At 75.6% G+C, this 25,770-nt stretch carries 21 protein-coding genes and 1 pseudogene; 10 read left to right on the forward strand and 12 right to left on the reverse strand.

Going from position 1 to position 25,770, the window contains the following annotated elements; translation table 11 throughout:
* Nucleotides 1-56 precede the first annotated feature (56 nt).
* Nucleotides 57-752 (forward strand): FadR/GntR family transcriptional regulator, encoded by a 696-nt coding sequence (locus ACFC0B_RS33975; RefSeq protein WP_376094853.1) that lies wholly within the window; start codon nt 57-59, stop codon nt 750-752.
* A 180-nt stretch (nt 753-932) separates the two neighbouring features.
* Entirely contained in the window at nt 933-1,397 is a 465-nt protein-coding gene (locus tag ACFC0B_RS33980) for a hypothetical protein (protein ID WP_376094856.1), read from the forward strand.
* On the opposite strand, the gene ACFC0B_RS33985 is transcribed toward ACFC0B_RS33980, so the two are convergent.
* The 4 genes from ACFC0B_RS33985 to ACFC0B_RS34000 all read right to left on the reverse strand — a co-directional run bounded on the left by ACFC0B_RS33985 (nt 1,373) and on the right by ACFC0B_RS34000 (nt 9,353).
* On the reverse strand, nt 1,373-2,137 hold the full coding sequence (locus ACFC0B_RS33985) for a metallophosphoesterase (protein ID WP_376095050.1): 765 nt from the start codon (nt 2,135-2,137) through the stop codon (nt 1,373-1,375). The genes ACFC0B_RS33980 and ACFC0B_RS33985 overlap by 25 nt on opposite strands.
* Before the next feature lie 25 nt (nt 2,138-2,162).
* Complete coding sequence (locus ACFC0B_RS33990) at nt 2,163-6,725, reverse strand: hypothetical protein (RefSeq protein WP_376094859.1); 4,563 nt, start codon at nt 6,723-6,725, stop codon at nt 2,163-2,165.
* A gap of 125 nt (nt 6,726-6,850) precedes the next feature.
* The gene (locus ACFC0B_RS33995) at nt 6,851-7,726 is read right to left on the reverse strand and encodes a hypothetical protein (RefSeq protein ID WP_376094862.1); all 876 of its coding nucleotides are present in this window, start codon (nt 7,724-7,726) and stop codon (nt 6,851-6,853) included.
* 91 nt (nt 7,727-7,817) lie between these two features.
* A complete protein-coding gene (locus tag ACFC0B_RS34000; protein WP_376095053.1) occupies nt 7,818-9,353 on the reverse strand; it encodes a hypothetical protein in 1,536 nt (511 codons plus the stop codon).
* Nucleotides 9,354-9,585: 232 nt separating this feature from the next.
* Between ACFC0B_RS34000 and ACFC0B_RS34005 the strand changes: the two genes are divergently transcribed.
* Nucleotides 9,586-10,143 carry a hypothetical protein gene (locus tag ACFC0B_RS34005; protein WP_376094865.1) on the forward strand — a complete coding sequence of 186 codons (558 nt, stop codon included), beginning with the start codon at nt 9,586-9,588 and terminating at the stop codon, nt 10,141-10,143.
* 84 nt (nt 10,144-10,227) lie between these two features.
* Nucleotides 10,228-11,004 (forward strand): LamB/YcsF family protein, encoded by a 777-nt coding sequence (locus ACFC0B_RS34010; RefSeq protein ID WP_376094868.1) that lies wholly within the window; start codon nt 10,228-10,230, stop codon nt 11,002-11,004.
* Between the two features lie 266 nt (nt 11,005-11,270).
* Here the strand turns inward: ACFC0B_RS34010 and ACFC0B_RS34015 are convergent.
* Both ACFC0B_RS34015 and ACFC0B_RS34020 read right to left on the reverse strand, forming a co-directional pair.
* A pseudogene (locus ACFC0B_RS34015) lies at nt 11,271-12,188 on the reverse strand (aminoglycoside phosphotransferase family protein); the annotation flags it as partial.
* Between the two features lie 46 nt (nt 12,189-12,234).
* Nucleotides 12,235-12,996: an alpha/beta fold hydrolase gene (locus tag ACFC0B_RS34020; RefSeq protein ID WP_376094871.1), complete on the reverse strand. Its 762-nt coding sequence runs from the start codon at nt 12,994-12,996 to the stop codon at nt 12,235-12,237.
* A 130-nt stretch (nt 12,997-13,126) separates the two neighbouring features.
* Here ACFC0B_RS34020 and ACFC0B_RS34025 point away from each other — a divergent pair, with 130 nt between their 5' ends.
* On the forward strand, nt 13,127-13,660 hold the full coding sequence (locus ACFC0B_RS34025) for a PadR family transcriptional regulator (RefSeq protein ID WP_376094874.1): 534 nt from the start codon (nt 13,127-13,129) through the stop codon (nt 13,658-13,660).
* Nucleotides 13,661-13,762: 102 nt separating this feature from the next.
* Here ACFC0B_RS34025 and ACFC0B_RS34030 read toward each other — a convergent pair whose 3' ends face one another.
* Nucleotides 13,763-14,371: a DUF4396 domain-containing protein gene (locus tag ACFC0B_RS34030; protein WP_376094877.1), complete on the reverse strand. Its 609-nt coding sequence runs from the start codon at nt 14,369-14,371 to the stop codon at nt 13,763-13,765.
* A 136-nt stretch (nt 14,372-14,507) separates the two neighbouring features.
* On the opposite strand from ACFC0B_RS34030, the gene ACFC0B_RS34035 reads away from it, so the two are divergent.
* Complete coding sequence (locus ACFC0B_RS34035) at nt 14,508-15,215, forward strand: class I SAM-dependent methyltransferase (RefSeq protein WP_376094880.1); 708 nt, start codon at nt 14,508-14,510, stop codon at nt 15,213-15,215.
* A gap of 255 nt (nt 15,216-15,470) precedes the next feature.
* Nucleotides 15,471-16,316, forward strand: coding sequence for an undecaprenyl-diphosphate phosphatase (locus ACFC0B_RS34040; protein ID WP_376095056.1), 846 nt, complete (start codon nt 15,471-15,473; stop codon nt 16,314-16,316).
* A gap of 105 nt (nt 16,317-16,421) precedes the next feature.
* On the opposite strand, the gene ACFC0B_RS34045 is transcribed toward ACFC0B_RS34040, so the two are convergent.
* Nucleotides 16,422-17,942 carry a HEAT repeat domain-containing protein gene (locus tag ACFC0B_RS34045; protein ID WP_376094883.1) on the reverse strand — a complete coding sequence of 507 codons (1,521 nt, stop codon included), beginning with the start codon at nt 17,940-17,942 and terminating at the stop codon, nt 16,422-16,424.
* Between the two features lie 287 nt (nt 17,943-18,229).
* Between ACFC0B_RS34045 and ACFC0B_RS34050 the strand changes: the two genes are divergently transcribed.
* On the forward strand, nt 18,230-18,580 hold the full coding sequence (locus tag ACFC0B_RS34050) for a PAS domain-containing protein (protein WP_376094886.1): 351 nt from the start codon (nt 18,230-18,232) through the stop codon (nt 18,578-18,580).
* A gap of 39 nt (nt 18,581-18,619) precedes the next feature.
* Here the strand turns inward: ACFC0B_RS34050 and ACFC0B_RS34055 are convergent, their stop codons facing one another.
* Nucleotides 18,620-20,104: a hypothetical protein gene (locus tag ACFC0B_RS34055; protein WP_376094889.1), complete on the reverse strand. Its 1,485-nt coding sequence runs from the start codon at nt 20,102-20,104 to the stop codon at nt 18,620-18,622.
* 479 nt (nt 20,105-20,583) lie between these two features.
* On the opposite strand from ACFC0B_RS34055, the gene ACFC0B_RS34060 reads away from it, so the two are divergent.
* Complete coding sequence (locus tag ACFC0B_RS34060) at nt 20,584-21,813, forward strand: phosphotransferase (RefSeq protein ID WP_376094892.1); 1,230 nt, start codon at nt 20,584-20,586, stop codon at nt 21,811-21,813.
* Nucleotides 21,814-21,837: 24 nt separating this feature from the next.
* Here the strand turns inward: ACFC0B_RS34060 and ACFC0B_RS34065 are convergent, their stop codons facing one another.
* The 3 genes from ACFC0B_RS34065 to ACFC0B_RS34075 all read right to left on the reverse strand — a co-directional run bounded on the left by ACFC0B_RS34065 (nt 21,838) and on the right by ACFC0B_RS34075 (nt 24,906).
* A complete protein-coding gene (locus tag ACFC0B_RS34065; protein WP_376094895.1) occupies nt 21,838-23,085 on the reverse strand; it encodes an acyl-CoA dehydrogenase family protein in 1,248 nt (415 codons plus the stop codon).
* 412 nt (nt 23,086-23,497) lie between these two features.
* Entirely contained in the window at nt 23,498-23,992 is a 495-nt protein-coding gene (locus ACFC0B_RS34070; protein ID WP_376094898.1) for a hypothetical protein, read from the reverse strand.
* A gap of 695 nt (nt 23,993-24,687) precedes the next feature.
* Complete coding sequence (locus ACFC0B_RS34075; protein ID WP_376095059.1) at nt 24,688-24,906, reverse strand: DUF397 domain-containing protein; 219 nt, start codon at nt 24,904-24,906, stop codon at nt 24,688-24,690.
* Nucleotides 24,907-25,219: 313 nt separating this feature from the next.
* Here ACFC0B_RS34075 and ACFC0B_RS34080 point away from each other — a divergent pair, with 313 nt between their 5' ends.
* Nucleotides 25,220-25,759, forward strand: a complete 540-nt coding sequence (locus ACFC0B_RS34080) for a PTS-dependent dihydroxyacetone kinase phosphotransferase subunit DhaM (protein ID WP_376094901.1) — start codon at nt 25,220-25,222, stop codon at nt 25,757-25,759.
* Nucleotides 25,760-25,770 lie beyond the last annotated feature (11 nt).

Below are 25,770 nucleotides of genomic sequence, written 5' to 3' on the forward strand. Positions count from 1 at the left end.
GGTTCGAGCCCGGGGGTGACGGCGCCGGCCGGAGGGCGGCGGTCTAGGCTGGCGGGATGGAGATCCAGGGCCTGCCCGGCCGACTGCTCGCGGAACTGGGGCCGGCCATCGCGTCCGGGGAGCTCCCCGAGGGCACGGTGCTGCGCGCCGAGGAGCTGGAGGAGCGGTTCGGGGTCTCCCGGACGGTGGTCCGCGAGGCGGTCCGGATCCTGGAGGGGATGCGCCTGGTGGCCTCCCGCCGCCGGGTCGGCATCACCGTGCAGCCCAGGTCCGACTGGGACGTCTTCGACCCGCTGGTGATCCGCTGGCGGCTGGCCGGCGCCGACCGGCCCGCCCAGCTGCGCTCGCTCGGCTCGCTGCGACTCGCCGTGGAGCCGGCCGCCGCCGCGCTCGCGGCCCGGCACGCCACCGACGACGAACGGCGCCGGCTCAGCGCGCTGGCGGTCGAGTTGACGATGACCGCGCGCGCCGCCGACCTGGACACCTTCCTCCAGCACGACATCGAGTTCCACGCCACCGTGCTGCGGGCCTCGCGCAACGAGATGTTCGCCCACCTCCGGGAGACCGTCGGCGCGGTGCTGACCGGCCGGACCGAGTACCATCTGATGCCCCATCAGCCGGAGCCGTACGCGATCCGGTTGCACCGCGAGGTCGCCGAGGCGGTCTGCGCGGGGGACCCCGAGCGGGCCGAGCGCGCGATGCGGACCATCGTCGAGGGCGCGCTGGCCGAACTGAACGAGCAACTCGCCTGAGGTGCCCGGGATTCGGCGGGCCGTTCGGTAGGATCCGGGGCGGATCACACGATTTGGTGTCGGTTCGGGGGGTTTCGCGCGCATAGTCCGGGTACGACGGGGCAGAGTGGAGCGCGGGGGCGTAAACTCGGCGCCCGCCCCGCTCGTGTCCGCCACCCGTCCGCGCCTGGGGGTCGCCCGATGCCAACCGCCCGCCGTCGCCGCCGCCTTCCCGACGAGGTCCGCCGGGCCGTCGTCCGCGCGGTGCTCTGCCTGTCCTTCACCATGGTGGGCATCGTGGTGGCGACGCTGTCCTCGTACGCCGACAGCTGGCTGATGACGCCGGCGCTGATGGCGATGGGGGTGGGGGTGTTCGGCACGATGTGGTGCCTGCTGGAGATCCTGATCTCGCGCCAGGTCGCGGCCCAGCGGATGCGCGCGCCGAACTCGGCCTCGCCGATGGCCGGAAGCCGCGCCCCGGCGGGGTACCCGCAGCAGTCGCCGCCGCGCCCTCCGCAGCCGCGGCCCCAGCAGCAGCCGTACCCGCCGTACCAGCAGCAGCACCCGCAGCGCCCCCGCCAGCCGCAGCCGCCCCACCAGCCGCCGGCCGGGCCGCCGTACCCGGGCGGCCCGGCGCCGCGTCAGGCGGGGCTGACCACCCGGTAGTGGGTGGTGAGCCGGCGGTCCCCGTCCATGACGTGGAAGGCCAGCATCGGCGGGTGGTCGAAGGTGATGCCGTGTCCGCCCTCGCAGGGCAGCGTGACGGTGGAGGCCACCCCGGGCGCGACCAGCAGCGGAAGACCCGCGAAGGTGGTCGCCGCGGGGGTGTGCGCGTGGCCGCAGAGCAGGGCGGCCACCCGGGGGTGCCGGCGCAGCACCCGCGCCAGCCGCGCCGCGCCGAACTGGCGGATCGGGTCGACGTAGGGCAGGTGCAGTTCCACCGGCGGGTGGTGGAAGGCCACCAGTGCCGGCAACTCGGTGCGCCCCGCGGCGAGTTCGGCATCCAGCCAGTCGAGCGTGGCGTCGTCCAGCAGGCCGTCGTCCTGCCGGGGGATCGAGGAGTCCAGCATCAGCACGTCGGCGCCGGGCAGCCGGTGCAGCCGGTTGACCGGCTCCTCCCCCGGCGCCTCGCCGAGCAGCACCTCGCGGTAGGCCGAGCGGCGGTCGTGGTTGCCGGGGCAGAGCAGCACCGGGTGCCGGGAGGCCAGCACCTCGGCGACCTGCCGGTACTCCTCGGGCAGGCCGTGGTCGGCGAGGTCCCCGGTGACCAGCACCGCGTCCAGCGGGCCGGGCAGGGCGTCGAGGTACGCCATCACCTGCTCGGCCCGCCGCCGGGCGCGCTCGCCCCCGTCCCCGCGGTGGACCTGGCCGAGGTGGGTGTCACTGAGGTGGGCGATCGTCAGCACGGGCATGGGGCCCACGCTACGGCGATCACGACGAGGCGGGAACCTCCGCGGGGCGCTTGAACATCCGGGTGGCGGTGATCTCGCCGTGGACGGCCGGGCCGTCCGGGTCCTGCGGGGCGGGCAGGCCCGGCCGCAGGTGCTCCTCCACCGAGATGTACTTGAGGCCGGCCCGCAGGTCGGCGTCGTTGCGCAGCCGGATGACCAGCGGGAACTCGGCGAGCGCGGTGGTGTCGAACAGGCCCGTGGTGTAGATCAGCTGGACGCCGAGGGCGTCGGCCACCGCGCGCTGGAGCTCCAGCAGGTAGGTGGCGTTGGCCCGGCCGATCGGGTTGTCGAGGAACAGCGTGCCCGCGTGCCGCAGCTGGGACTGGCCGCGGTCGTTGGCGCGCAGCGCGGCCATCGTGCAGTACAGCGCGATGGCGGCGGTGAGCAGCTGGCCGCCGGAGAACACGTCGGACATCTGGCCGACGCTCACCCGCTCGGCGCGCAGCACCGCGTCCGGCTTGAGGATCTCGACGGCCACGCCCTTGGGGCCGATCGCCGCGGCGACGCCGCGCAGCAGCAGCGACATGCCGTCGCGGCGCAGGTCGCTGTTCTTGCGGACGGCCGCGCGGGTGGCCTCGTCGATGACCTCGCCGAGGCGCTCGACCAGGGTCGCGTGGTCCGGGTCCTCGAAGCGGATCCGCAGGAACTCCTGGCCGGACCACTCCCCCAGGCCCTCGGGCAGGCGGGACAGCCGCTGGGCGGCCCGCAGGGTGGTCAGCGAGGACTCGACCAGGCCGCGCAGCCGGTCGACGATCGAGCCGCGGTTGCGCTCCAGCTGGGCGAGTTCGTCGGTGAGCACCCGCAGCCGGGGCGCGAAGGCGGCGGCCCAGTTGGCGGCGTGGTCGGGCAGCGCGGAGGCGGGCAGCTCGCGGATCTGCTGGCGGGCCGGGGTGCGGACGGCCTCGTAGCGGGCCGCGTTGGCGTGCCGGACGAGGGCGTCCGAGGCGTCGCGGACGGCGAGTTCGGCGGAGGACAGCTCGCCGGCGGCGGTGCGCAGCGCGCGGCGGGCCTCGGCCGCGGCGGTGCGGGCCTCGGCGAGCGTGCCGAGGTAGGGCTCGGCCAGGGTCTCGGAGTCGTCCTGCTGCTCGCGCAGGCCGTCGCGCAGCTGTCCGGCGTGCTCGTCGAAGTCGGCGGCGGCGGCCTGGGCGGCGTCGAGGGTGCGCTGGAGGTCGGCGTGCGCGGTGCGGGCGGTGTCGACGGCCTCGCGGCGTTCGGCGAGCCGGCTGGTGGCGCTGCGCAGCAGGGTCTGGGCGTGCTCCGGGTCGGTGGGGACGAGGTCCTCGGGCAGCTCGGTGTGCGCCTCGCCGTCGGCGGGGGCGGAGCGTTCGGCCTCGCCGCGCAGCCGGCCGAGCTGCTCGCTGGCGGCGGCGGAGCGGGCCTCGATGGTGGCGACGAGTTCCTCGGCACGGGCGGCGGCGGCCTGGCGGGCCGGGCCGTCGGCGCCGTCGGGGCTGTTGAGCAGTTCCTCGGCGCGGATGCGGACCTTGTTGGTGAGGCGGTCGAGTTCGGTCGCGGCGGCGGCCTCGTCGCCCTCGGCGCGGGCCTGCTCGGCGCGCAGGTCGGCGCCGACGCCGACCTTCTCGTAGAGCTGGGAGGCGGAGCGGTAGGCCTCGCGCAGCTCGGGCAGCGCGGCGGGGGCGGCCTCGGCGGGCTCGTCGGACTGCTCGGCGGCGGAGATCTCGGCCCGTTCGGCCCGCAGGGCGCGCCCCGTGCGACGGGCGTCGTCGGCGGCGCGCTGAACAGCGCGGCGGTCCTCGTCGCAGGTGCGGGCGCGTTCGGCGCAGACGGCCTGGCGGCGGTCGCACTCGGTGGCGTCCTCGGTGAGTTCGCGCTGGCGGCGGCTCCAGGTGGCGCGCTCGCGCAGGCGGAAGGCCAGGCCGGAGAGGGCGTCGGCGCGGCGGCGGGCGCGCTGCGCGGTCTCCCGGTGCTCCTCGTGGGCCGTGGCCGCGACGGCGTGGTCGGTCTCGGCCTCGTCGTGCTCGGCGCGCAGGGTGGCCAGGGCGGCGGCGGCCTGCTCGGCGTGCTCGCGGGCGGCCTCGGCGGCGCCGGCGAGTTCGGCGAGGGTGCCGGGCGGGCAGCTGGCGTGCCAGGAGGCGAGGCGGGCGGCGAGCGCGCGGTCGCCGCCGAGGCGGGCGGCGAGTTCGCGGATGTGCTCCTCGCGGGCGGTGGCGCGGGCGCGCAGTTCGCGGCGCTCGTCGTCGGCGGCGGACTCGTCGTGCATGGCCGGGTTCGGCGGCACCAGGAAGAACGCGGGCTCGTCGGTGATCGGGGCGATCAGCGAGGCGGCGGCGCCGACGGCGACGGTGGAGCGGGGCAGCAGGGCGGCCGAGCGCAGCGCCTCGCGGGCCCGCTCCAGGGAGCCGGGGTCGGTGACGACGACGCCGTCGACGAGTTCGGGGCGGGCCGCGAGGATCGCCTCGTGGTCGGCCGGGTCGACGGACTGGGCGAGGTAGCGCCAGCCGGGCAGGGCCGGGATGCCGTGCTCGGCGAGGTACTCGACGGTGGCGAGGACGTCCGGGCCGGGCGGCAGCAGGCCGCCGTCGCCGAGCGCGGCCAGGATCCGGGAGTCGTCGGCGGCGGCGGTGCGCAGGTCGAACAGGGTGCGTTCGGCGGTGGCGATGGCCTCGTCGAGGAGTTCGCGCAGGTACTCGGCGTTGCGGTCGAGGACGGCGGGGGTGAGGAAGCCGGCGTCCTCCTCGGCGGACTCCTGGTAGGGCGTCAGCGAGAGCAGGTCGGCGAGCCGGGGCTCGGTGGCGAGCAGGGCGGCGGTGCGCTGCTCGGTGGCGAGCGCCCGGGCGGCGGCCTTGCGGGCGTCGGTGGCGCGGGCGGCGGCGAGTTCGGCGCGGCCGGTGGCGGCGGCGGCCTCGCGCAGCCGGGCGGCGGCGGACTCGGCGGCGGTGCGGGCCTGGCCGAGGGCGGCCGCGGCGGCCTTCTCCACGTCGGCGGCGTGCAGGGCGGCGCGGGCCGGGTCGACGTCGCCGTCGGTGTCGATGAAGCCGGCCTCGACGGCGGCGGCGGTCTCCTGCTCGACCTCGGCGAGGCGCTGCCGCAGGTGCTCGGCCTCGCTGCGGGCCTTCTGGGCGGCGGTGGCGGCCTCGGTGGCGTCGCTCTGGGCCCTGGAGCCGTCGGACTGGAGCTCGGCGGCGCGCTGCTCCTCGGTGTCGGCACGCTCCTCGGCGGCCGCGGCGGCGCCCTCCAGGGCGCGGGCCAGGGCGGTGGCGGCGCGCGCCCGGGCGGCGAGCGCGGGGGCGGCGTCCAGCTCGGCCTCGCGGATCGCGGCGGCGACCCGGCCGACCCGGTCGGCGGCGGCGCGGTGGCGCAGCACGGCCTCGGCGGCCTGCCAGGCGGCGTGCAGGGTGCGGGCGTCGGTGAGTTCGCGGCGCAGGGCGGCGGCCTCGGAGGTGGCGGCGGCCAGCGCCAGCGAGGCGTGCCGGTGGGTGAGTTCGGCGGCGATCAGGGTGTGCCGGGTGCGGTCGCTCTCGGCGGCGGTGACGGCGCTCGCGGCGGCGGCGACCTCGACGGCGAGGTCCTGGGCGCGGTCGCGTTCGGCGGCGGCGCGGGAGGCCAGGGCGTGGGCGAGCCGGCGGGTGCGGCGTTCGGCGGTGCGGTGGGCCTCGCGGACGGTCTCGCGGGCGGTGGTGGCCTCGGCGATCCGCTCCAGCAGCTCCAGGGAGCCGGCGGTGAAGTCGCGTTCGGCGGTGAGTTCGGAGCGCAGGCCGAGCTTGGCGGCGAAGCCGTGGACGAGGTCGGCGAGGCCGTCGGTGTCCCGGGTGTCGGTGACGGCGCGCAGCAGCAGGTCGGTGAAGTCCTTGTCCTGCTTGACCGCGAAGAGGCCGGCCGCCTCGCCCTCGTCGGCGTTCATCTCGCGCTGGTAGCGGAAGAGTTCGGGGTCGAGGCCGAGTTCGCCGAGGTGTTCGGTCCAGCGGTCGTGGCCGTCCTCGAAGACCAGGTCGAGGTGCGGGTGGGCCTTGCCGGCCTCGGTGAGGGCGTCGCGGAAGCCCTTCATGGTGCGGCGGCGGCCGCGGGCCCTCTGGTCGCCGACCAGGCTGACCCGCTCGGCGACCGGGAGGGAGTCGAGGGTGAGGCCGGGGCCGGGACGGAAGGAGTACCAGGTCTCGGCGAACTTGCGCGGGTCGGAGGAGACCTGGCGGCCGCGCCACTCGCTGACCTTGCCGACCACGATCAGCTCACCGGTGACGGTGTGCTGCCACTCCAGGGCGACGTGGCCGCAGTCGTCGGCGAGCAGGAACTTGCGGAGCACGCCGGAGCTGGCGCCGCCGAGGGTGTTGCGGTGGCCGGGGAGCATGACCGAGAAGATCAGCTTGAGCAGGACGGACTTGCCGCCGCCGTTCTCCAGGAAGAGCACGCCGGCCGGGGCGGGGCGGCGGACCGGGCCCTCGGTGTCCTCGCCGAACAGGCCGATCTGCTGGGGCGCCGGGTCGGCGACGGGCTCGCCGACGCCGCGCAGGTCGAGCACCGTGTCGGCGTAGCGGGCGCCGGCCGGTCCGATCGAGTAGAGGCGGACCCGGTTGAGCTCGTACATGTGCGGCGGTTCTCCAGGAGGCGGGTGGGTCGGAGGGTGGCGGGGTGCCGGCGGGGGCGCGGGGGTGCCGGCGGGCTTTCGGGCGGCGGGGGCTCTCGTGCGGCCCCGTTCCCGTGCGGCCGGGGCTACAGCGCGTTGAACGGCAGGCCCGCGTCGGCGACGAGGTCGTCGCCGGTGTCCGGGGGCAGCAGGGAGGCGGTGCCGTCGGAGACCGGGACCACGCCGAGGTCGAGCAGCTCGGCCATGGCGGCGGTGCCGGCCAGGTCGCGGACCTGGAGCTGGTAGCGGGCGGTGGTGCGGTAGGTGCCGCCGGCGTCGTCCGAGACCTTCTGCAGGAAGCCGGAGTCGACCAGGAACAGCACGGCCTTGGCGACGATGCCGATGGTGGAGCCGGAGAGCCGGCGGGCGTCCTTGGTGGCACCCGTGGCGGTGCGCCGGGCCCAGACGCGCCAGGCGGCCTCCAGTCCGGGGGCGTCGCTCTGCGGGTCGGTGTTGTCGCCGTCGGCCTCGGCCTGCTCCTCCAGGCGGCGGCAGGCCTGGCGGACGAAGGCGTCGATGCCGTTGACGGTGATCCGGCCGAGGTAGCCGTCGTCGGCGAGGTCCTCGGGGCGGGGGAAGGCCATCGCGGCGACGGCCAGGTGGGCCAGGCCGTGCAGGAAGCGGTCGGTGGACTCGGAGGCGGCGCGGCGCGAGTAGTCGCCCATCCGGACGGCGAAGACGGAGTCCTCGGCGGCGGCGACGGCCATGCCGGCGCGCGGGGAGACCTCCAGGACGACCAGGCCCATGCCGGTGGCGACGGCGTCGGCGAGGCGGGCGAAGGGCGGGTCCTCGCGGTGGCGGCGGACGAGTTCGGCGTACTCGGCGTCGCGGGCGGGGAGCAGCTTGGCCTGAAGGCCGAAGCTGACCAGGCGGGCGGCGTCGGCGACGTCGGCCGGGGTGATCGGCGCGGGGACGGCCGGTTCGGTCTCGGGCGCCCAGGACGTGTCGTGGTGGGTCGTCACGGGCGGTGCTCCTCGGGGGCGTTGCGGGGGGATGTGCGGGTGGCGGGGTGGCCGGGTGGCGGCCGGGGCGGTCGGCCGTCCCGGCCGGAGGTCAGCCGGCGTCCTTGCGGTCGGCGGCCATGCCGGCGGCGTCGAGCAGGGCGCTGCCGACGATGAGGTCGGCGCCGCCGAACTCCCGGTCGCGCAGCGGGGTGCCGTCGTCGACCGCGAAGAGCAGCCGCTCCTCGCCCTGCCGGTAGGCGGTGCCGACCGGCGGGCTGGCCGCGTGCACGGCCAGCAGGGCGACCAGGTACGGGAGCTCCGGGTCCTGCGCGCGGGCCTCGGCGAGCAGGCCGGAGAGCCGGCGGGGCGCGTCGGCGGGCAGGTCCAGCAGGTCGAGGGCCGCTTCGAGCTGGGCCTCGGAGAACCGGCTGTCGTCGGGGGTGGCGACGAGGTCCGGGTCGGGCAGCTCTGCTCCGAGGTGCTCGCGCTCGACCGGCGGGGTGAGCAGCAGGTCGACCAGGTCGCTGACGCGGACCGAGACCGGGGTGCGCAGGCCGGCGCCACGGGCGAAGAACGCGCCGGTGGGGCGGACGGCCTGCGCTATCGGCAGCCGGAGCACGGGGGCGAGCAGCTGGCCGTAGAGGTCGATGCCGCTGCGGGCGCCGGGGGTGGCGAAGGCCTGCCGGTCCTGCTCGGCGCGGAACAGCGGTCCGGCCTCCAGCAGCCGGGTCTGCAGCTGGGTGTGGCGGCGGATGCAGTCCTTGACGATGTCCACCAGCTCGGCGGCGCGGCGCTTGTGCTCCGGGTCCTCGGCCTCGTCGCGGGCCTTGCGGATGTTGGTGAGAATCGCGTTCTCGTGCCGGTAGCGGTCGGCGATGTGGTCGAGCGCCTCGTCGATGAGGTCCGGGATCGCCCGCATCCAGTCGACGGCGCGGACGTTGCGGCGGGTGGCCTCCAGGGCGCGGCGCAGCGTCTCGGCGTACTGGACGGTGCGGTAGCGGGCCTGCTCGGCGGCGAGCTGGGCGTCGGCCAGCCGGCCGCGCCGGATCAGCACCTCCAGCTTGACCTCGGCGGCGATCTGGGCGGAGGTGACGTCGGTGTCCAGGGCGCCGACCAGGACGTTGACCGCCTCGTCGGTGGTCCGCAGGTAGACGCCGCCGTCGGGGCCCGGGACCTCCTCGATCAGCTTGAAGTCGTAGTCGCGGCGGACGTACTCGCCCTCGGCGTTGAAGGTGCCGTAGACGGCGCGGAAGCCCCGGTCGACGCTGCCGACGTTGATCAGCGACTCCAGCACCCAGCGGCCGACCCGCTGGTGCTCGGCGGCGGAGCGGCCGGGCGCCTGGGCGGCGACCCGGGGCAGCAGCCGGGCGAGCACGAGCTCGCGGTCGGCGCCGGTGTCGAAGTCCATGTTGAGGGTGACCAGGTCGATGGCGGCGAGTCCGACCTCGGCCATCGCGTAGCCGCCGTACTCGCCGGCCAGCATCACCTTGCGGCTGTCCAGGTCGTGCAGCGGGGCGGTGCAGGCCAGCGCCTTGAGCCGGCGGGCCAGGCCCTCGTCGGCGGCGGGGCCCGGCGCGGGCCGCGCGGCGGCGACGGCGGACCCGGCGGGCGGCCGGGGGCCGTGCTCGGTGGGCTGGTCGGCGATGACGGTCACGGGGGACAAGACTAGAGGCAGGTGCCGACATCGACCGAAACGGACCTTCCGGACAGCCGGGCGGGCGGCGCCGGGGGCGGCCGCTTCCGGGGATCCGGCGAGTCCGGCCACAGTGTTGAACGCGTTCAATTCTTGGGTCTAGAGTCCTGTCGGGCAGGCGGGACCAGCTCGGCCTGCATCTTCGGCATGTCCTCGACATGCCGCCGTACGGGGGTGGACGCCCATGAACGACGCGATCGACGGCGAACGGACGGCCCTGCGGCGGGTCCGCCGCTGGCTCCGGATCTTCGTGGTCTGCCTGGTCCTGAGCGGACTGACTGCCTTCCCGCTGGAGAGCGAGACCCGCTGGCTCGCCGACCTGGCCACCGGCCCCGCGGCCCCGGTGGCCGAACGGTTCCCGGCCCTGCTGGAGTGGATCGAACGGGTCCGCGACGGCCTCGCCGAGACCAACGCCCGCTACCCCTTCCTCGCCTACGGCACCGACTGGCTCGCCTTCGCCCACCTGGTGATCGCGGCAGCGTTCTGGGGGCCGATCAAGGACCCGGTGCGCAACGTCTGGGTGGTCCGCTGGGCGGTGCTCGCCTGCGCCGGGATCATTCCGCTCGCCCTGATCTGCGGACCGCTGCGGGGCATCCCGCTGTACTGGCGGTTTATCGATATGTCGTTCGGGATCGTGGGCGTCGTCCCGCTGCTCGTGGTGCTGCGCGCGCTGCGGCCGCTGGTCGAGCGGGCCGAGCGGGCCGGGTCGGGCGGACAGCCTCCGACCGCGGTGGCCGGCTGACCGCCGCCGGACGGACGAGCGGCGCGGCGCGCCCCGCCGCAGGCCCTACCATCTGGCTCAACAGCTGCTGGAAGGCGGACCGGCGTGGCCGATACGGTGATCGATCTCAATGCGGACCTCGGGGAGGGGTTCGGACGCTGGACGCTGACCGACGACGAGGCCCTGCTCTCCGTCGTCACCAGCGCCAACGTCGCCTGCGGCTTCCACGCCGGAGACCCCTCCACCATGCGCCGGGTCTGCGCGCTGGCCGCCGAGCGCGGTGTCCGGATCGGCGCCCAGGTCTCCTACCGGGACCTCGCGGGCTTCGGCCGCCGGGCGATGGACGTGCCGCCCGACGAGCTGGCCGACGAGATCGCCTACCAGATCGGCGCCCTGCAGGTCTTCGCCCGCGCGGCCGGCTCGCGGGTCTCCTACGTCAAACCGCACGGCGCCCTCTACAACCGGGTGGTCGCCGACACCGAGCAGGCGGAGGCGGTGGTCGCCGGGATCCTGCGGTCCGGGGCGGCGGTCGACGGCCCGCTGCCGGTGCTCGGCCTGCCGGGCTCCCGGCTGCTGACCGCCGCCGAGGCCGCCGGGCTGCCGGTGGTCACCGAGGCGTTCGCCGACCGCGCCTACACCTGGGCCGGCACCCTCGTCCCGCGCCGCGAACCCGACGCCGTGATCCACGACCCCGAGAAGGTCATCACCCGGGCCGTCGGCATCGCCCGCGACGGCTCCGTGGAAGCGGCCGGCGGCGAGCCGATCACCGTCGAGGCGCGCTCGCTCTGCGTCCACGGCGACACCCCCGGCGCGGCCCAGCTCGCCTGGCGCATCCGCGGCGCGCTCGCCTCGGCGGGCGTCCGGGTGGAGGCGTTCGCGTGACCGACCCGGAGCCGGTCGTCCGGCCGGTGGGCGGGCCCGCGCCGCCGGTGGGGCTCGCGGGCACGGCCCCGCACCGGGCAGGCGCCGTCCGGCACTGCGCCGGGCTCGCGCTCCGGGACGGCGAACCCTCGGGCGTCGACGCCGACAGGTCGACGCCGGCAACGTGAGGAAGTGACTCACGCGGGAGGAGTACCGCCCGCGACCGCCGGATCGCCCGGCGGGCCGGTGGCGGTGGTCCGACCAGGAGCCCCGAGGACGCCCTGACGACCCAACAGGACCAGGGCGACGGTCCGTTGGCCTTCGTCGATGACCGACGCACCGTCCTCCACGTCCCACAGCGCGTTCTGCAGGACGCGGCCGAGGGTCCAGCGGACGGCGCGGTCGCGGTCCAGGGCGAGGCGGTCGGTCATCAGGTCGAAGCGGCGGCGCAGGGCGCGCGGGAGGTCGCCGGTGGCGGCGAGGTCGGACCAGCGGTTCCCCAGGGCGGGGAGGAGTTCGAACCCCGGGTCGCCGGCCAGGGGCTTGGGGTCGATGGCGAGCCAGGGGGCGCGGGCGCCGGGGGCGGCCGGGGCGAGCACGTTGCCGAAGTGCAGGTCCCAGTGGAGCAGCCGGTCGCCCGGTTCGGGCCGGACCTCCCGCACGGCGGCCGCGAGATCGGCGAGCAGCCGGCGGTCGTCCTCCCCGGCCAGCGAACCGCGCGCCTCCGGCACCTCCGCGAGCGCGGCGTCCGCGATGTCCGCCAAGGTCCGTACCCCGTCCGGCGCCTGATGGAGCGTCAGTTCGGCCAGCAGGTCGGCGACGACGGCGGTGGCGGCCAGATCGTCCGGGACGGCGAGCAGGGAGCGGGCGGGATCGAGGCGCTCCAGCAGCATCGAGCCGGTGGCCGGGTCGTGGTCGAGCAGCCGGACGGCGCCCCGGCCGCCCCAGGCGCGCAGGGCGAGCGGTTCGCCGGCCGTCTCCTCGTCCACGGGCTGGAGCTTGAGCACGGCACCCGTGCCGTCGGCCCGCCGGACGGGCAGGACGAGGCCGGCCACGCCGTGCGCGGGCGCGCCGTCGATCCGCAGCTCCCAGCGATCCGCCAACTCCGAAGCGAGCGCGGGCAGTCGGTCGGCCCAGGCCCGCCCCTCCGCCCCGAAGCAGTCGGCGAGGGAGGCGGCCAGCGCCTCGGGCACCTGGATCGGCATGGCGGACGCACTCCTCGCGGCGGGACGGCGGATCGACCCCACGACGCTACGCCAGGGCGGCGGCGACGGCCTTCGCGAAGCCCTCCGGATTGTCGATCATGATGTTGTGCCCGCAGTCGGGCACGGCCTCCAGCACCACGCCCGCCGCCCGGAGCCGGTCCGCGCCGGGCAGCTCGCCGTCGGCCTCGGGGTGGAGGAAGGTGCGCGGCAGCTCCAGGCCGTGCAGTTGCTCGCGCAGGCTCGGCACGGTCGCCCGGCAGCGGTGGACGGCGCTGCGGTGCAGCGCCTCGGGGCCGGCGAGCCGCATGGTGGCCCACCAGAACGGGCCCGCCCAGCGCTCCACCTGCTCCAGGCCGCCGGCCAGGAACTCCTCCTCGGTGAAGGTGGCGATGCCACCGCTGCCCGGCCCCCGGCTCGGGACGACCGGGTCGATGACGGCGTCGACCAGCACCAGCTTGGCGACCAGCCCGGGGTGCCGGTGGGCCAGCTGGATCGCGACCGCGCCGCCCAGGCTGTGGCCGATCACCTCCACCCGCTCCACCCCCGCCGCGCGGACGGCCGCGGCGACGGCGTCGGCGTGCGCCTCCAGCGTGTAGGGGAAGTCGGCGGGCCGGTCGCTGATGCCGAAGCCGAGCAGGTCGAGCAGGAGCGAGCGGTGGCCGGTGAGCAGCGGGTGGGCGGCGGCCGCGGCGTAGTAGACCGGCGAGCTGGCGCCGAGGCCGTGCAGGTAGAGGCGGACGGGCTCCCGGCCCGGGATCTCCACCCAGCGGATCCGGTCGCCGTTCGGGGTGATGGTGGCGTCGCGCACGGTCGTGCTCCTCCTGCGGTCGTCGGGACGGCGCCCCGGGCTCGTTCCGGGGCGCCGGGAGAGACCATACCTCGATGTCGAGATATAGCGATACCGAGATATCGACGGCCGGATCTGAGAGAGTGGCCCCATGCTGAAGCTCGCGATCCTCGGGTTCCTCCACGACCGGCCCCTGCACGGCTACGAACTGCGGCGCCACCTCGCCGCGCTCACCGGCCACGTGCGGCCGATCAGCGACGGCACGCTCTACCCGGCGATCAAGCGGCTGGAGGCCGACGGCCTGCTGGTGCGCTCCACCGAGCCCGGCGCGGCGGCCGCGCCCCGGCACACCCTGCGGCTCACCGACGCCGGCCGGGCCGCGCTGCTGGACCGGCTGCGCACCCCGGACGATCTGGACGTCAGCGACGAGAACCGCTGGTTCACTGTGCTCGCCTTCCTGCGCCACCTCGACGGCGAGCCGGCCGCGCAGGCCGCCGTGCTCCGGCGCCGCCTGGCCTTCCTGAGCGAGCCGGCCAGCTTCTTCTACGACGGCGACCGGCCGGTGGGCGCCGAGGAGGTGGCCGATCCGTTCCGCCGCGGGATGCTGCTGATCGCCCGCGCGACCACCACCGCCGAGCTGGACTGGCTGCGCGCCACCCTCGGGGAGCTCGACCGGGCGGCCTGAGCGCCCGGCGGGAACACGGGAAACGCCGCGGCCCGCACCGCCCCCTGCGCAGGGGGTCGGTGCGGGCCGCGGCGTTCGGTGCGGGCAGCGCGGGCGGAGCGGTCAGTGCTGGTGGTAGGCGTGGACCACGGCGTGGCCCCGCCCCTTGCCGATCATCCACTTGTTGACCGGGACGGTCAGGAGGAAGGCCAGGACCAGCGCGCCGGCCAGCGCCACCCAGAACAGGAGGTCGGCGAGGCCCGCGTCCATGGCGCCGGGAACGGTCATCATCACGGTGTTGTCGATGATCTCCATGACGATGATCGAGACGGTGTCGGCGGCCAGCGCGACCTTGACGGCGGTGCGGACGTCCAGGCCGGCCCTGAGCACGCCGCGCATGGTCAGCGCGTAGCCGAAGACGAAGGCCAGCAGGATCGAGAGCGTCACGGTGGCGCCGTTGTGCAGCCCGAAGGCGGTGCCGAGCACCATGCCGAGGATCTCCCCGATGGCGCAGCCGGTGAGGCAGTGCAGGGTCGCCTGCGCCGCGGCCGCCCAGGTCACTCCCCCGCCGCCGTGGCCGTGGTGGGCGTGTTCCCCGTGGTGCCCGGCGTGACCCTCGTGGCCTTGACCACCCGCGTGGCCGGTGCGGTCCCGGTGCCCCTCGTGGTGACCGCGGCCGTGGTGCTCGTGACCGGCGTGCTGCTGGTGGTCGTGCCGGGCGGGGTGTGCCATGTCGTCCTCCACGTGCTCGTTGCCTTGGCCGTGCTGCCCTGTTCGTCGATGACTATATACCCCCCTGGGGTATGCAACAAGCGTGATTCCGCACGCCCTCTTCCCACCCCGGGCCCCTCGTGCTCGGATGGTTCGCATGGCTGACGAACGACAGAACGAACAACGCGAGGGGTACCGCGGCACCGGCCCGGGCGCGATCACCCCGGACGGCTGCGCGGTCGAGATGTACGCGCGGCTGCCGGTCAACGACGAGCCCGAGGTGATCGCGGCGGCCGTCCCGCCCGGCGCGAGCCTGCTCGAACTCGGCTGCGGCGTGGGCCGGATGACCCATCCGCTGCTGGAGCGGGGCTTCCGGGTGACGGCGGTGGACGAGTCCGCCGAGATGCTGGCGCGGGTCCGCGGGGCCCGCACCGTGCGCAGCCCGATCGAGCGGCTCGACCTCGGCGAGCGCTTCGACGTCGTGCTGCTCGCCTCCTTCCTGATCCACGCCGGCAGCCTGGACGTCCGGCGCGGCCTGCTCGACGCCTGCCGCCGGCACGTCGCCCCGGACGGCTGGGTGCTGATCCAGCGCGAGGGCGAGAACTGGCAGACGAACGTGCCGCGCGAGCGCCCGCTCGGGACGGACGGGCTGGTGCGGGTGGCGTCGGCCACACCGGTGGCCGAGGGCGTCAACCGGGTGCACGTCGAGTACGAGTTCCCGGACGCGAGGTGGACCCAGACCTTCCTGTCCCGCCCGATGGACCGGGCGGAGTTCGAACAGGCGCTCGCCGAGGCCGGGCTGGCCGTCGACTCCTACCTGACCGAGGACCGGATCTGGGCACGGGCCCGGCCGGTGGCCGTCTGACCGGCACGGGGCCGCCGGTCCCGGGAACGGCCCCCGAGGGTGGGGGCGGGCGACAGGCCGTCACCTGAACGGCGTAGCATCAGGCGGACGCCGGGCCCGCGCGCGGCCCGAGCGCCGGGCGGGACCGGTGGTTCGCCTGCCATCGAGCCGCGCCGCTGGACCGCGCCGGCCGGTTCGCAGGGCCGTTCCCTCACCGACCAGCAAGGAACGCTTCATGCGCATCGAGCGACGGATACCCCGGGAGGGTGTCCGGTGATCGAGTGGTTCCACGGGGCCGTCCTCGGCCTGATCCAGGGACTCACCGAGTTCCTGCCGATCTCCTCCAGTGCCCACCTCCGGGTCTTCCCCGCCCTGCTGGGCTGGAAGGACCCGGGTGCGGCCTTCACCGCCGTGACGCAGCTCGGCACCGAGACCGCGGTGCTGATCTACTTCCGCCGCGACATCGCGTCGATCGTGAAGACCTGGACGCTCTCGCTGTTCCGGCCCGCGCTCCGCTCGCACCAGGACGCCCGGATGGGCTGGTTCGTGATCATGGGCACCCTGCCGATCGGCATCCTGGGCAAGCTGTTCCAGGACACCATCGAGCAGGACCTGCGCGACCTGCGGATCATCGGCACCACGCTGATCCTGTTCGGCGTGATCCTGGCGGTCGCCGACCGCACCCGGGCGATCCGGCACGCCAAGCCGATCAGCGACCTGACCCTGCCGCACGCGGCCGGCTACGGCATGGCCCAGGCGCTGGCGCTCATCCCCGGCGTGTCGCGCTCCGGCGGCACGATCAGCGCGGGCCTGCTGCTCGGCTACAGCCGCGAGGCGGCGGCCCGGTACTCGTTCCTGCTGGCGATCCCGGCCGTGCTCGCCTCCGGCGTCCTGGAGCTGTTCAAGATCGGCGAGGGGCCCGCTCCGGCCTGGGGTCCGACCATCCTGGCCACCGTGATCGCCTTCGTGGTCGGCTACGCGGCGATCTCCTGGTTCCTGAAGTACATCTCGAACAACAGCTTCATGCCGTTCGTGATCTACCGCATCGCGCTCGGCGTTCTGATCATCGTCCTGGTCTCGGTGGGCACCCTGGCCCCGGACGCCGGCGTGGTCGCCAAGTAGCGGCGAACGAGAACCGCGTTCCACCGGGGAACACCGAAGCGGGCCGGTCCACCTCGACGGTGGACCGGCCCGCTTCGTCGTCTTCGCGCGGGGCGGCGCGGCGCGCTAGCGGCGGCGCTCGCGGGCGGCGGTCAGCCGGCCCCGGACGGCGGCATGGACCTCGGCCTCCTCGGCCGGGTCGGCGGCGAGGCGCCGCAGGCGCTCCAGCACGCGGGCGTCACCGGTGGTGGCGACGTGCCTCGCGGCGAGCTCCCGGGTGGACTCCTCGCAGTCCCAGAGGCACTCGACGGCGGGCCCCTCGGGAAAGTGCACGTCGGTCGCGGCGAGCGCCCGGGCGGCGCGGCCGCGCAGTTCCGAGGAGACGGCCTCCCCGTAGATGTGGCGCAGCACCGGGACGGCCCCGGTGGCGGCCAGCCGCCCCGCGCCGTCGACCAGCGTCCCGAGCCCGGCGTCGGCCCCGGACACCCCGTGGAGCGAGACCCAGCGGCGCAGGCCGGTCACCACCAGCGGGCCGTCGGCGGGCTCGCCCGCGTCGGCCAGCAGCCGGACGGCGGCCTCACCGAGGGCGCTGTCGGCGCCGCCGGTGGCCGGATCGGCCCAGCGGCGGGCCTGGGCCAGCGCCTCCGGGCCGCGCATCCGGCCGAGCAGTTCCAGGGCGAACCGGACCATCCGGTCGTCCACGTCGGCGGCGGCCGCCTCGATCAGGCCGGCCGCGGCCGGATCGCGCTGGTCCACGAGGTAGCGCAGGGCGGCCCGGCGGGCGCCGGGCAGACCCTCGCCGGCCGCCTCCAGGACGGCGGAACGGTCCTCGGGGCGCACCACGGCGGCGAGGCAGCGGGCGGCCGCGGCGGCGCGGCGGTCCACCGCGTCGGGGCGGGCCGGGGAGTCGGCGTCGCCGGAGGCGGACGCCTCCGGACGGACCGGGCCGCCGGCGAAGGCGGCGGCGCCGAGGCCGCCGAGCTCGCCCTGGTCGGCCCAGGCCAGCACGTCGGCGGTGGACCAGCCGGGGGTGACACCGCTGCGGTTCAGCTGGCGTTGCCACAGGTCGAAGGGTGACTGCTCACCGGCCGCCGCGACTCTCGGGTGGTACGCCGCCCAGAGCCGCCACGGCCGGGGCTCGTAGGCGCCCCGGATGGTCTCGCGCAGTTCGGCGTCGCCCTCGGGGCCCGGCGGGAAGCGGTCCAGCACGGCGGTCCCGAGCAGCAGCAGGCCGCGGTCGTCGTCGCGCAGCGCGAGCTCGTCCAGGGCCCAGGCCCAGTTGGTGCCGGTGGCGGCGTACTCGCGGAGCATGAGCAGGGCGTCCCGGCGACCGTACGCGGCGAGGTGGCCCAGGACGGAGAGCGCGAGCCCGGTGCGGGCGTCGTCCTCGTCGAGGAGGTCCTCCGGGGAGTGGAGGTGGTCCTCGATGCCGTCGAGCGACGCCTCCAGCTCCATGTAGAGGCGCGCGTAGTAGAGGGAGCGGTTCTCGACCTGCCAGTCGGCTCGCGGATCCCTGGTGACGCACTCCTCCAACGCGGCGATGGCCTCGGTGCGGTCGGCGGCCAGCGCATGGAGCTGCCCGTCACCGCGACCTCGCTGCAGGAGGCCGAGGAGGCTGGCACTGGGTGCTATCACTGGCTCGAACATGAGGTCAGCATCCGTTGCGGCGGTCGTAGTGGCAACGGGATTTCCGTCGCCGGGGTCTCTGGTCGGTACTGCGGTGGGCGCCCGGGCGCCGGAATCACCGAAGGTTACCGCCTCGGACGACCCGCCGCACACAGGGCGACCGACCCTTTGTGCGCACTGGCATATGCCGGGGGACCTTTGTCGGCGTTCTGTCCAAATCGCCCACGGGTGTCGGACCGCTGTGCGACAGTCGTTCCCACCACCCGCCGGCCGACCGCCGCGAACGGACGACTGGACACTCCATGCCCATGACACCGACGTCCGGCCGCGACACGGTCGCCGCGGCCGAATGGGATCTGCGCACGGACGACGTGCGCTGGTCCGCCGAGGCCTACCGGCTGCTCGGCTGCGACCCCGGCCACGGCCCGCTCAGCCTCGACCGGCTGCCCGACCGGCTGAGCGAGGCGGACCGGCCGCAGCTGCGCCGGATGATGACCGACGCGCTGGTGCACGGCCGGTACGCCGTCGGCACCCTCCGGGTCCGCCACCCCGGCGGCGGGCACGGCCTGGTGGAGTGCGCCGGGGAGCCCGTCCTGGGCGCCGACGGCACCGTCGCCGCCCTGCGCATGCTGCTGCGCCCGGCGAACCCCTGCCCGTGACCGCCGCGGGGCCGGACCCCCGGTGACCCGGAGGAGGCGCTACGCGAACAGCGGCCGGTTCTTCGCCCCGGCCGACCGCAGCTCCCGCCCCAGCTCGTCCCGCAGCTCGTCGACCACCGCCACCCCCCGGTAGCGCGCGGTCAACCGGTACATCTCCCGCAGCCGGTCCCACGTCCGGTGCGAGGAGTTCTGGCCGATCAGGTCCAGCACCCGCTTGACCTCGGCGTCCGCCGCGTCCGGCTCCCCGGTCAGCCAGTGCACCGAGGCCAGCGTGATCCGGTCGAACAGCGCCGACCGCAGCCGGCCGGTCCCCTCTCGCAGCCGGATCACCCGCTCGGCGTGCTGGCGGGCCTCGGCGGCGGCCGACAGGTCGTGCTCGGCGAGCGTGCGCAGCACCAGCGCCTGCATCCCGTGCAGCTCGGCCTCGTCGAAGACCTGCATCCAGGACGGCGGCGGGCCGTCCGGCTCCTCCGCGAAGAGGTCCTCCGCCTCGCCCAGCAGCCGCCAGGTCGCCTGCGACTGCCCGAGCGAGGCGTACGCCCACGCCTCGACGGTGTTCAGCATCGCCCGTGCCCTCGGCAGCATCCGGCCGCCGCCCGCCCGCGCCGCCTCCATCAGGTCGATCGCGTCGTCGGCCCGCCCGAGGTGCACCATCTGGCGCGCCGCCCGGGAGACCGCCTCCCCCGCGCGCGGCAGGTCGCCGGCCTCCTTCGCCGACTCGGCGGCCAGCATGAAGTACTTCTGCGCGGTCGGCTCCAGCCCCACGTCGTGCGACATCCAGCCCGCCAGCACCGCGAGGTTGGCCGCGACCAGCCACAACCTGCGCTCCACGGCGGCACTGTGGCGGTGCGTCAGCAGACCGCCCACCTCGTTGAGTTGACCCACCACCGCCTTGCGCTGCAGGCCGCCGCCGCGGGCCGCGTCCCAGGCCCGGAACACCTGCACCGCGTGCTCCAGCGCGTCCACCTCCTCGGACCCGACCGGGCCCGCGTCGTACAGGTCCACCACCGGCCGGGCACCGCCCTGGGTGACCACCGGCCGCGGTCCGGGCACCGAGGCCGCGTACGCGACCGCGTCCCCGCCCAGCCAGCCCTTCAGCGAGTCGGCGATGACCGCCCCGGCCGTGAGCGCGGCTCCCGCGCCCACCAATCCACGTCGGTTCAGCATGAGGTCCATTCCCGTGAACTCGGTGAGGACCGCGGCCGTCCGATCCGGCTCCCACGGCGACGAGGTGGCGGACTGCGCCGCTCCGGTCCTGGTGGGCCGGTGTCGTTCCAGACCGAGGTCCTCAGTGGTGACGACACGGCCGAGCCGCTCCGTGAACACGGCTGCCAGTACCCTCGGCACCGGATCGCGCGGGATCTCCCCCTGCTCGATCCACCGCCGCACCCGCGAGGTGTCGGTGGACAGCTGCTGCTGCCCCATCGCGGCACCGCGCCTGTTGACCAGCCGCGCCAGCTCGCCCTTGGACCATCCGGTCAGGACGAACAGATCGGCGAGTCGGGTGTTGGGTCCCCTGCTCACGTGAAGCCCCCAGGTTCCTCGGCTGATCCGAGGCTAGAGGTTCCGTCAGGGAGCCCGCGAGCATTCGCCAGGCTTCGCCAGGGTCCGCCACATTACCAACCACCGTCATCCGGGTGTGATGTAGACGTGTGCCACCTCGCCCCCGGGTCGGGCGGCGTCCCAGGCCGGTTCGGGGCTTCCCCCGCACGGGTCGCGGGCGTCCCCGGTTCCTCGCCCGAGGGGGTGGCGCGGCCGGGTGGCGCGGGGGCGCCGGGCACGGCCACGGCAGAACCGGCCGACCGCATTCCCCAGGGTGCGGACGGCCGGTCCACCGCCGCAGCACGGGGTTCCGGCCCCGGCGTCCGTGCCCGGCGCCCGCGTACCACCCGCCGGACCGAACAGGGCCCGCCGCCGGACCAGGAGACACCGGCGGCACCGGCCCTCCCCCGCCCCCGCGGGGGTGCATCCGAGACGGACCAGGAAGGGACCTCCCTCACCCCATGTACTCCTCAGCGACCTCCCCGACGCCGACCGCGACCCGGACCGCGCTGCGCCCACCCACCGCAGCGGCCGGCCGTCCCGGCCCGAAGCAGGTCCCGCCGCCGTCCCGGCCGGTCGCCCCCCGCGCCGCCGACGGCCGGCCCGCGGACCCCCGGGGCCAGGCCGCCCGGACCGCGCTGGGGCTCCGCCCGTCCGAGACCGCCGCTCCGGCCGGGCCCCGCGTCCCCGGGGTCCGGATCCCCGCCGCCCGCCCCGGCGACGGCCGGCTGCTGCGCCCGCCGACCCGGCCGGGCCAGCCCGCGGCGCAGGAGCGGATCGACCCCTCGGCGCTGCAGACGCCGTCCGTCCGGGCCGCGCTCGCCGGGGTCTCGCGGATATGTCCCGCGTTCACCCCGCGCCAGGTGCTGCGCGAGGGGAGCCGCCACATCCTGGTGGCGGGCACCATCGGCCGGGCCCCGGTGGTGGCCAAGTGCCTTGCCCCGCAGGCGGTTCGGAGTGAGTACTTCGAGCAGCTGGTGGCCGATTTCCACCACGAGGTCGCGGTCTACCGGGCGTTCGTCCGGCACCGCCCGCCGGTGCGGCTGCCCCGGCTGGTGGCCGCCGACCACGACCGCTGCGTGCTCGTCATGGAGCGCGTGCCCGGCCGCCCGGCCGCCCGGGAGCGCCACCCGGCCAACGCGCCCACGCCGGGCGAGGTCCGGGCGCTGCTCACCGCCGTCCGGACGCTCAACCTGTGGCGCCCGCCGACCGACGTGTTCCAGCCGCGGCTGGACTACCAGTTGGAGATCGCCCGCTACCACTCGGTGGGCCAGCTCACCGACCGGGACGCCGGGGACCTGCGCGGGCTGCTGCACGGCCTCGGAAGCGGCCCGCTCCAGCTCTGCCACGGCGACGCGCTGCTCAGCAACATGCTGCTGGCGCCGTCCGGTCCGGTCCTGGTCGACTGGGAGCAGGCCGGCTGGTACCTGCCCGGCTACGACCTGGCGGTGCTCTGGAGCGTGCTGTCCGGGGACACCGCGGCCCGCCGGCAGATCAGCCAACTCGCCCAGAGCGGCGGCACCCTGGCCCGGGACGCGTTCCTGGTGAACCTGGTGCTGGTGCTGATGCGCGAGATCCGGCTGTACGACGTGCCGGGCGCCGGCGAGGAGCAGCGGATCATGATCCGCCGGCTGTACGACGACGCCGCGCTGGCCCGCCGCGCGGTCCGGGCCGCCGTCGGGACGCGGTGAGGCCGCCCGGCCGCCGGCACCCGGTCAGGGCCGGGCGCCGCGCTCCAGGGCGGCCCGGCCCGCGGTCTCCAGGACGGCCTCGTCGGGGGCCAGGTGGACCCGGCTGCTGAGCACGTCCCGCAGGTAGCGCTCCAGCGGGTGACGGCGGCTCAGTCCCGGGTTGCCGGTGAGCGAGACGGCCTGCTGGACGGCGGATATCGCCGCCCGGGTGGCCAGCAGGTGGGCCGGTCCGGTCCGGGCGACCGCGTCCGGCTCGGCCCGGTCGACCCGGGGGGCCAGTCCGTGGACCAGTTCCTCCGCGCCGATCAGCTGGGTCTCGATCTCGCCCAGCGCGCTGCGGTAGCGGGGCAGGCTGCCGAGCGGCTCGGTGAGATTGGCCGGAGTTCGCTGGTGCAGGAACCGGACCAGCCAGTCCTGGGCCGAACGGGCGACCCCGACGGCCACCGCGGAGAGCGCCAAATCGTGCCAGGCCCGGCCCAGTTCGGCCGCCGGGACCACCCCGGCAGGGGCGCCCGAGGCGGAACCGGGGCGCGCGGCGGACCCGCTCGCGCCCCTTCCGGCGCCGCCCTTCGGCGGGTTCAGGCCGAGCGCGAGCTCGGCGGGCACCCGCACCTCGTCCAGCACCACGTCGTGGCTGGCGCTGGCCCGCAGGCCGAGCTGGTCCCAGGTCGGGTCGACCTCCAGGCCCTCGCTCTCGCCGCGCACCAGGAAGGTGCCGGTCCGGGGCTCCGGTTCCTCGGTCCGGGCGGTCACCGCCAGCCAGGCGAGCGCCTCGGCGCCGGTGCAGTAGGTCTTCCGGCCGGTGAGCCGCCAGCCCTCGCCGTCCCACCGGGCCACCGTGGCCGGCGGCTCGCCGCTGCGGCCGCCGGGTTCCACCCGCAGGGTGTTGACCAGGGCCGGCCCGCGCCGGGACTCGGTGAGCAGCCGCCGGTAGCCGGCCGTCGGCCAGTTCGCCGTCCGCGCCTGCTCGGCGTGCTGGAGCAGGGTGAACGCGGTGACCACGGCCACCGAGGCGTCCCCGCGCCCGAGTTGGGACAGCACCTGGACGGTGTCGGCGAGCGTTCCGCCGGGCCCGCCGTACCGCCGGTCGACGGTCAGGGTGAGCAGTCCGGCCTCGTGGACGGCCTCGATGCCCTGGTAGGGGAAGGTCGCGTCGCGGTCGTGCTCCTCGGCCCGGGCGGCCAGCAGGTCGACGACCCGGGGCAGCCCGGCGAGGGCGGTCTCGACGGGGGACGGGGCGGCGGACGGCTGGTCGGCAGCGATGATGCTCATGGGGCTGGTGCCTCCGGGCGGCAGCGTGGGCTCTGACTCCTCGACACGCCGGGACGGGCGCGCGGTACCGGTAGGCGGCCCCGGAGTCGACGGAACGCCCGCCCCCGGAACCCGGGGTCGGCGAACATCTCGCCCCCCGGACCGGCGCCGGCCGCTCGGCCGCCCACCCGCCGCCTCGGGGACGAATCCCCCTCAGTGGCCCGGACACGCCGCGCTGGCGGTGCGTCGCAGGTCGAGGTAGCTGCGACGGGTCAGCAGCAGGGGACGGCACGACATGTCCGCGACTTTACGAAGCCGTGATCGAGGCCGTCAAGCAGCGTCCGGGGCCCGGAACGAGCGGGGTGGCGGAAGGGCGGCGAGGACCGGAACGGGAAACGGAACCCTGCCTTCCGGGGCAGGCTTCCGGCACCTTTCAGCCCTGCTGGAACATGTCCGCGGGCAGCGGCTTGAGCAACTGGTAGAGGTCGTCCGAAATCGGTCGGTCCCAGGAGGCGATGGTGACCTGCACCCCGTCACTCCGGCCGAACTGGGCACAGAAGACCCGGCCCTCGCTGACCTTGACCTTCTTCACGATCAGCAGGTCGTCCCCGAGCATGACCGGGAAGTCCTCCGCCGAGACGAACTCGACCGGTTCCTCGTCCTCCAGGGCCGCGAGCAGCTGGCGCACCTCGAAGGGCACGCTGTCGCCGGTGTCCCGGGCCGGCGAACCCTCGGGGAGGTTGCCGATGAACATCGCCGGGCCTCTGCCGCCGAACAGGTCGTAGCGCAGGAAAATCCCCTGGCAGGAGCCGTCCGGGCCGGTCATCATGGCCGCACCGAAGTCGCCGGGCCAGTCGCCCGGGTCCATGGCGAGCACGTCGAAGTCCGGGCCGGTGGGCTGACCGGAGCGACGGCGGAGAAAAGACATGGGAACATCGTACGTGCCCGGCACGCCGCGTTCGCGGGGTGGGTGGGGCGCCGGACGGAGATCCACGCTCAGAGACCAATGTTGACTCTGAGCAACCGTCCGGGCTACGTTCGGTTCAGCACGACAGCCGTTCTGGGTTTCACCCTTCGGGGGGACGGCATGTCGCAACGCGGCCCTACACGCGTTTCCCTCACTGTGCACACCGTCGTGCCGATCCGCCGAGCACCCAGCTTCGACGTCGCACACCGCACAGCACACAAGCCAACAGTTCCATGCATCACAAGCAAGGTCCGCGGGGCCCCGGCCCGTCGCTCCCGCGGATCTGCTCGGGACGCCGCCGCGTGGGGGCGTGCGGGTCCCGGGCAACGGCACCGCCTCCGAGTCGCTCTCGGGTGCGGCGCCATCCTCCCGGCGACTGCCGGCCCCTCGTGGGCCGGGACCGGCCGACGCACCCCGGTGCGCAGGGGATGACTGGGAGGAGACTCGGCAGCGCTGCCGGGTCGCACAGCAGGCGCCGTGTCTGGCCGCGTGGGGGCGGTGGGCACGGCGTCTGCCTGTGCTCATACTCTGAGCTGCGTTTGTCCAGCAGTCAACAGAAATTATGACAGGGTACGTTCAAATGTGATCAGAACGATGGCCCGCGGAGACCTTCGGCCCCGGCCGGGCGCCCCGCGGGACGTCCGGCCGGGATCCGGTCAGGTGAGGTCGAACTCGCCGTCCCGCGCGCCGAGCACGAAGGCCCGCCACTCGGCGGGCGTGAACACCAGGACCGGGCCGTCCTCCTGACGGCCGTCCCGCATGCCGATGTAGCCGTCCACGAAGGCGATCTGGACGTCACCCACGCCCTGGCTGCTGCACAGCCAGGTCGCCCCGGCGAAGTCCACCTTCGGCTTCCCGTTCGCGCCGAGCTCCACCGCTCCCGCGGCCTCCGACCCGGTCGACTCCACCCCGGTCACGCTGTTGGCTGCCACTGCTGGTCTCTCCTCCCGACGGCCTGAACGGCCCCAGCCTAGTCACCCGCACGGCCCCGGGCGGCGGGATCGGCAGGACTCCCCCGACCGGGCCCGACGGGCCGTCGGCGGCCCCGGCCCGGCCCCCTCGGGCGCGTGTCCCGTGCGGGCGGACGACGGGCGAACTGCCAGAGTGTGGGGAGCCCCCACCGAGTTCGCGACCGGGTTCCGACAGGTTCCCGCCCGAGTTCCCACCGAGCGCCCCGAGGAGCAGCCGATGAGCCGCCGGGACGGCACCCGCGCCGATGTCATCCCCATCTCCGACGCCCCCTCGGCCCACCCCCCGGCGCCCCGCACCCCGCCCGCACCGGCCCCGCTGCCCCGGCCCGGGGCGGGCCGGCCGCCCGCGCACGGCCGGGTCGGCGTCGTCCTGGTCTCGCACAGCCAGGAACTCGCCAACGCCGTGCGCACCCTCGCCCTCGCGCTGGGCGGCGACGACTCCCCGGCCCCGGTGGCCGCGACCGGCGGCGACCTGGTGGCCGGCCCCGGCATCAGCGCCGTCCTGGTCGCCGCCGCCACCCGGCGGGTCGACCAGGGCCACGGCGTGGTCGTGCTGGCCGACCTCGGCGGCGCGGTGACGACCGTCCGGGCGCTGCTCGCCGACGCCGACGAGCACGGCCTGCCGTTCCCGGTCCGGTTCGCCAACGCCCCGTTCGTCGAGGGCGCGGTGGCCGCGGTGGCCACGGCCACCGCCGGCGGCGACCTCGCGGCGGTGCTGGACGCCGCCGAGGAGGCGTACCGCCAGCCCAAGGGCTGACCCCCCGTCCG

Source organism: Kitasatospora sp. NPDC056184 (assembly GCF_042268405.1).
GTDB lineage: Bacteria > Actinomycetota > Actinomycetes > Streptomycetales > Streptomycetaceae > Kitasatospora.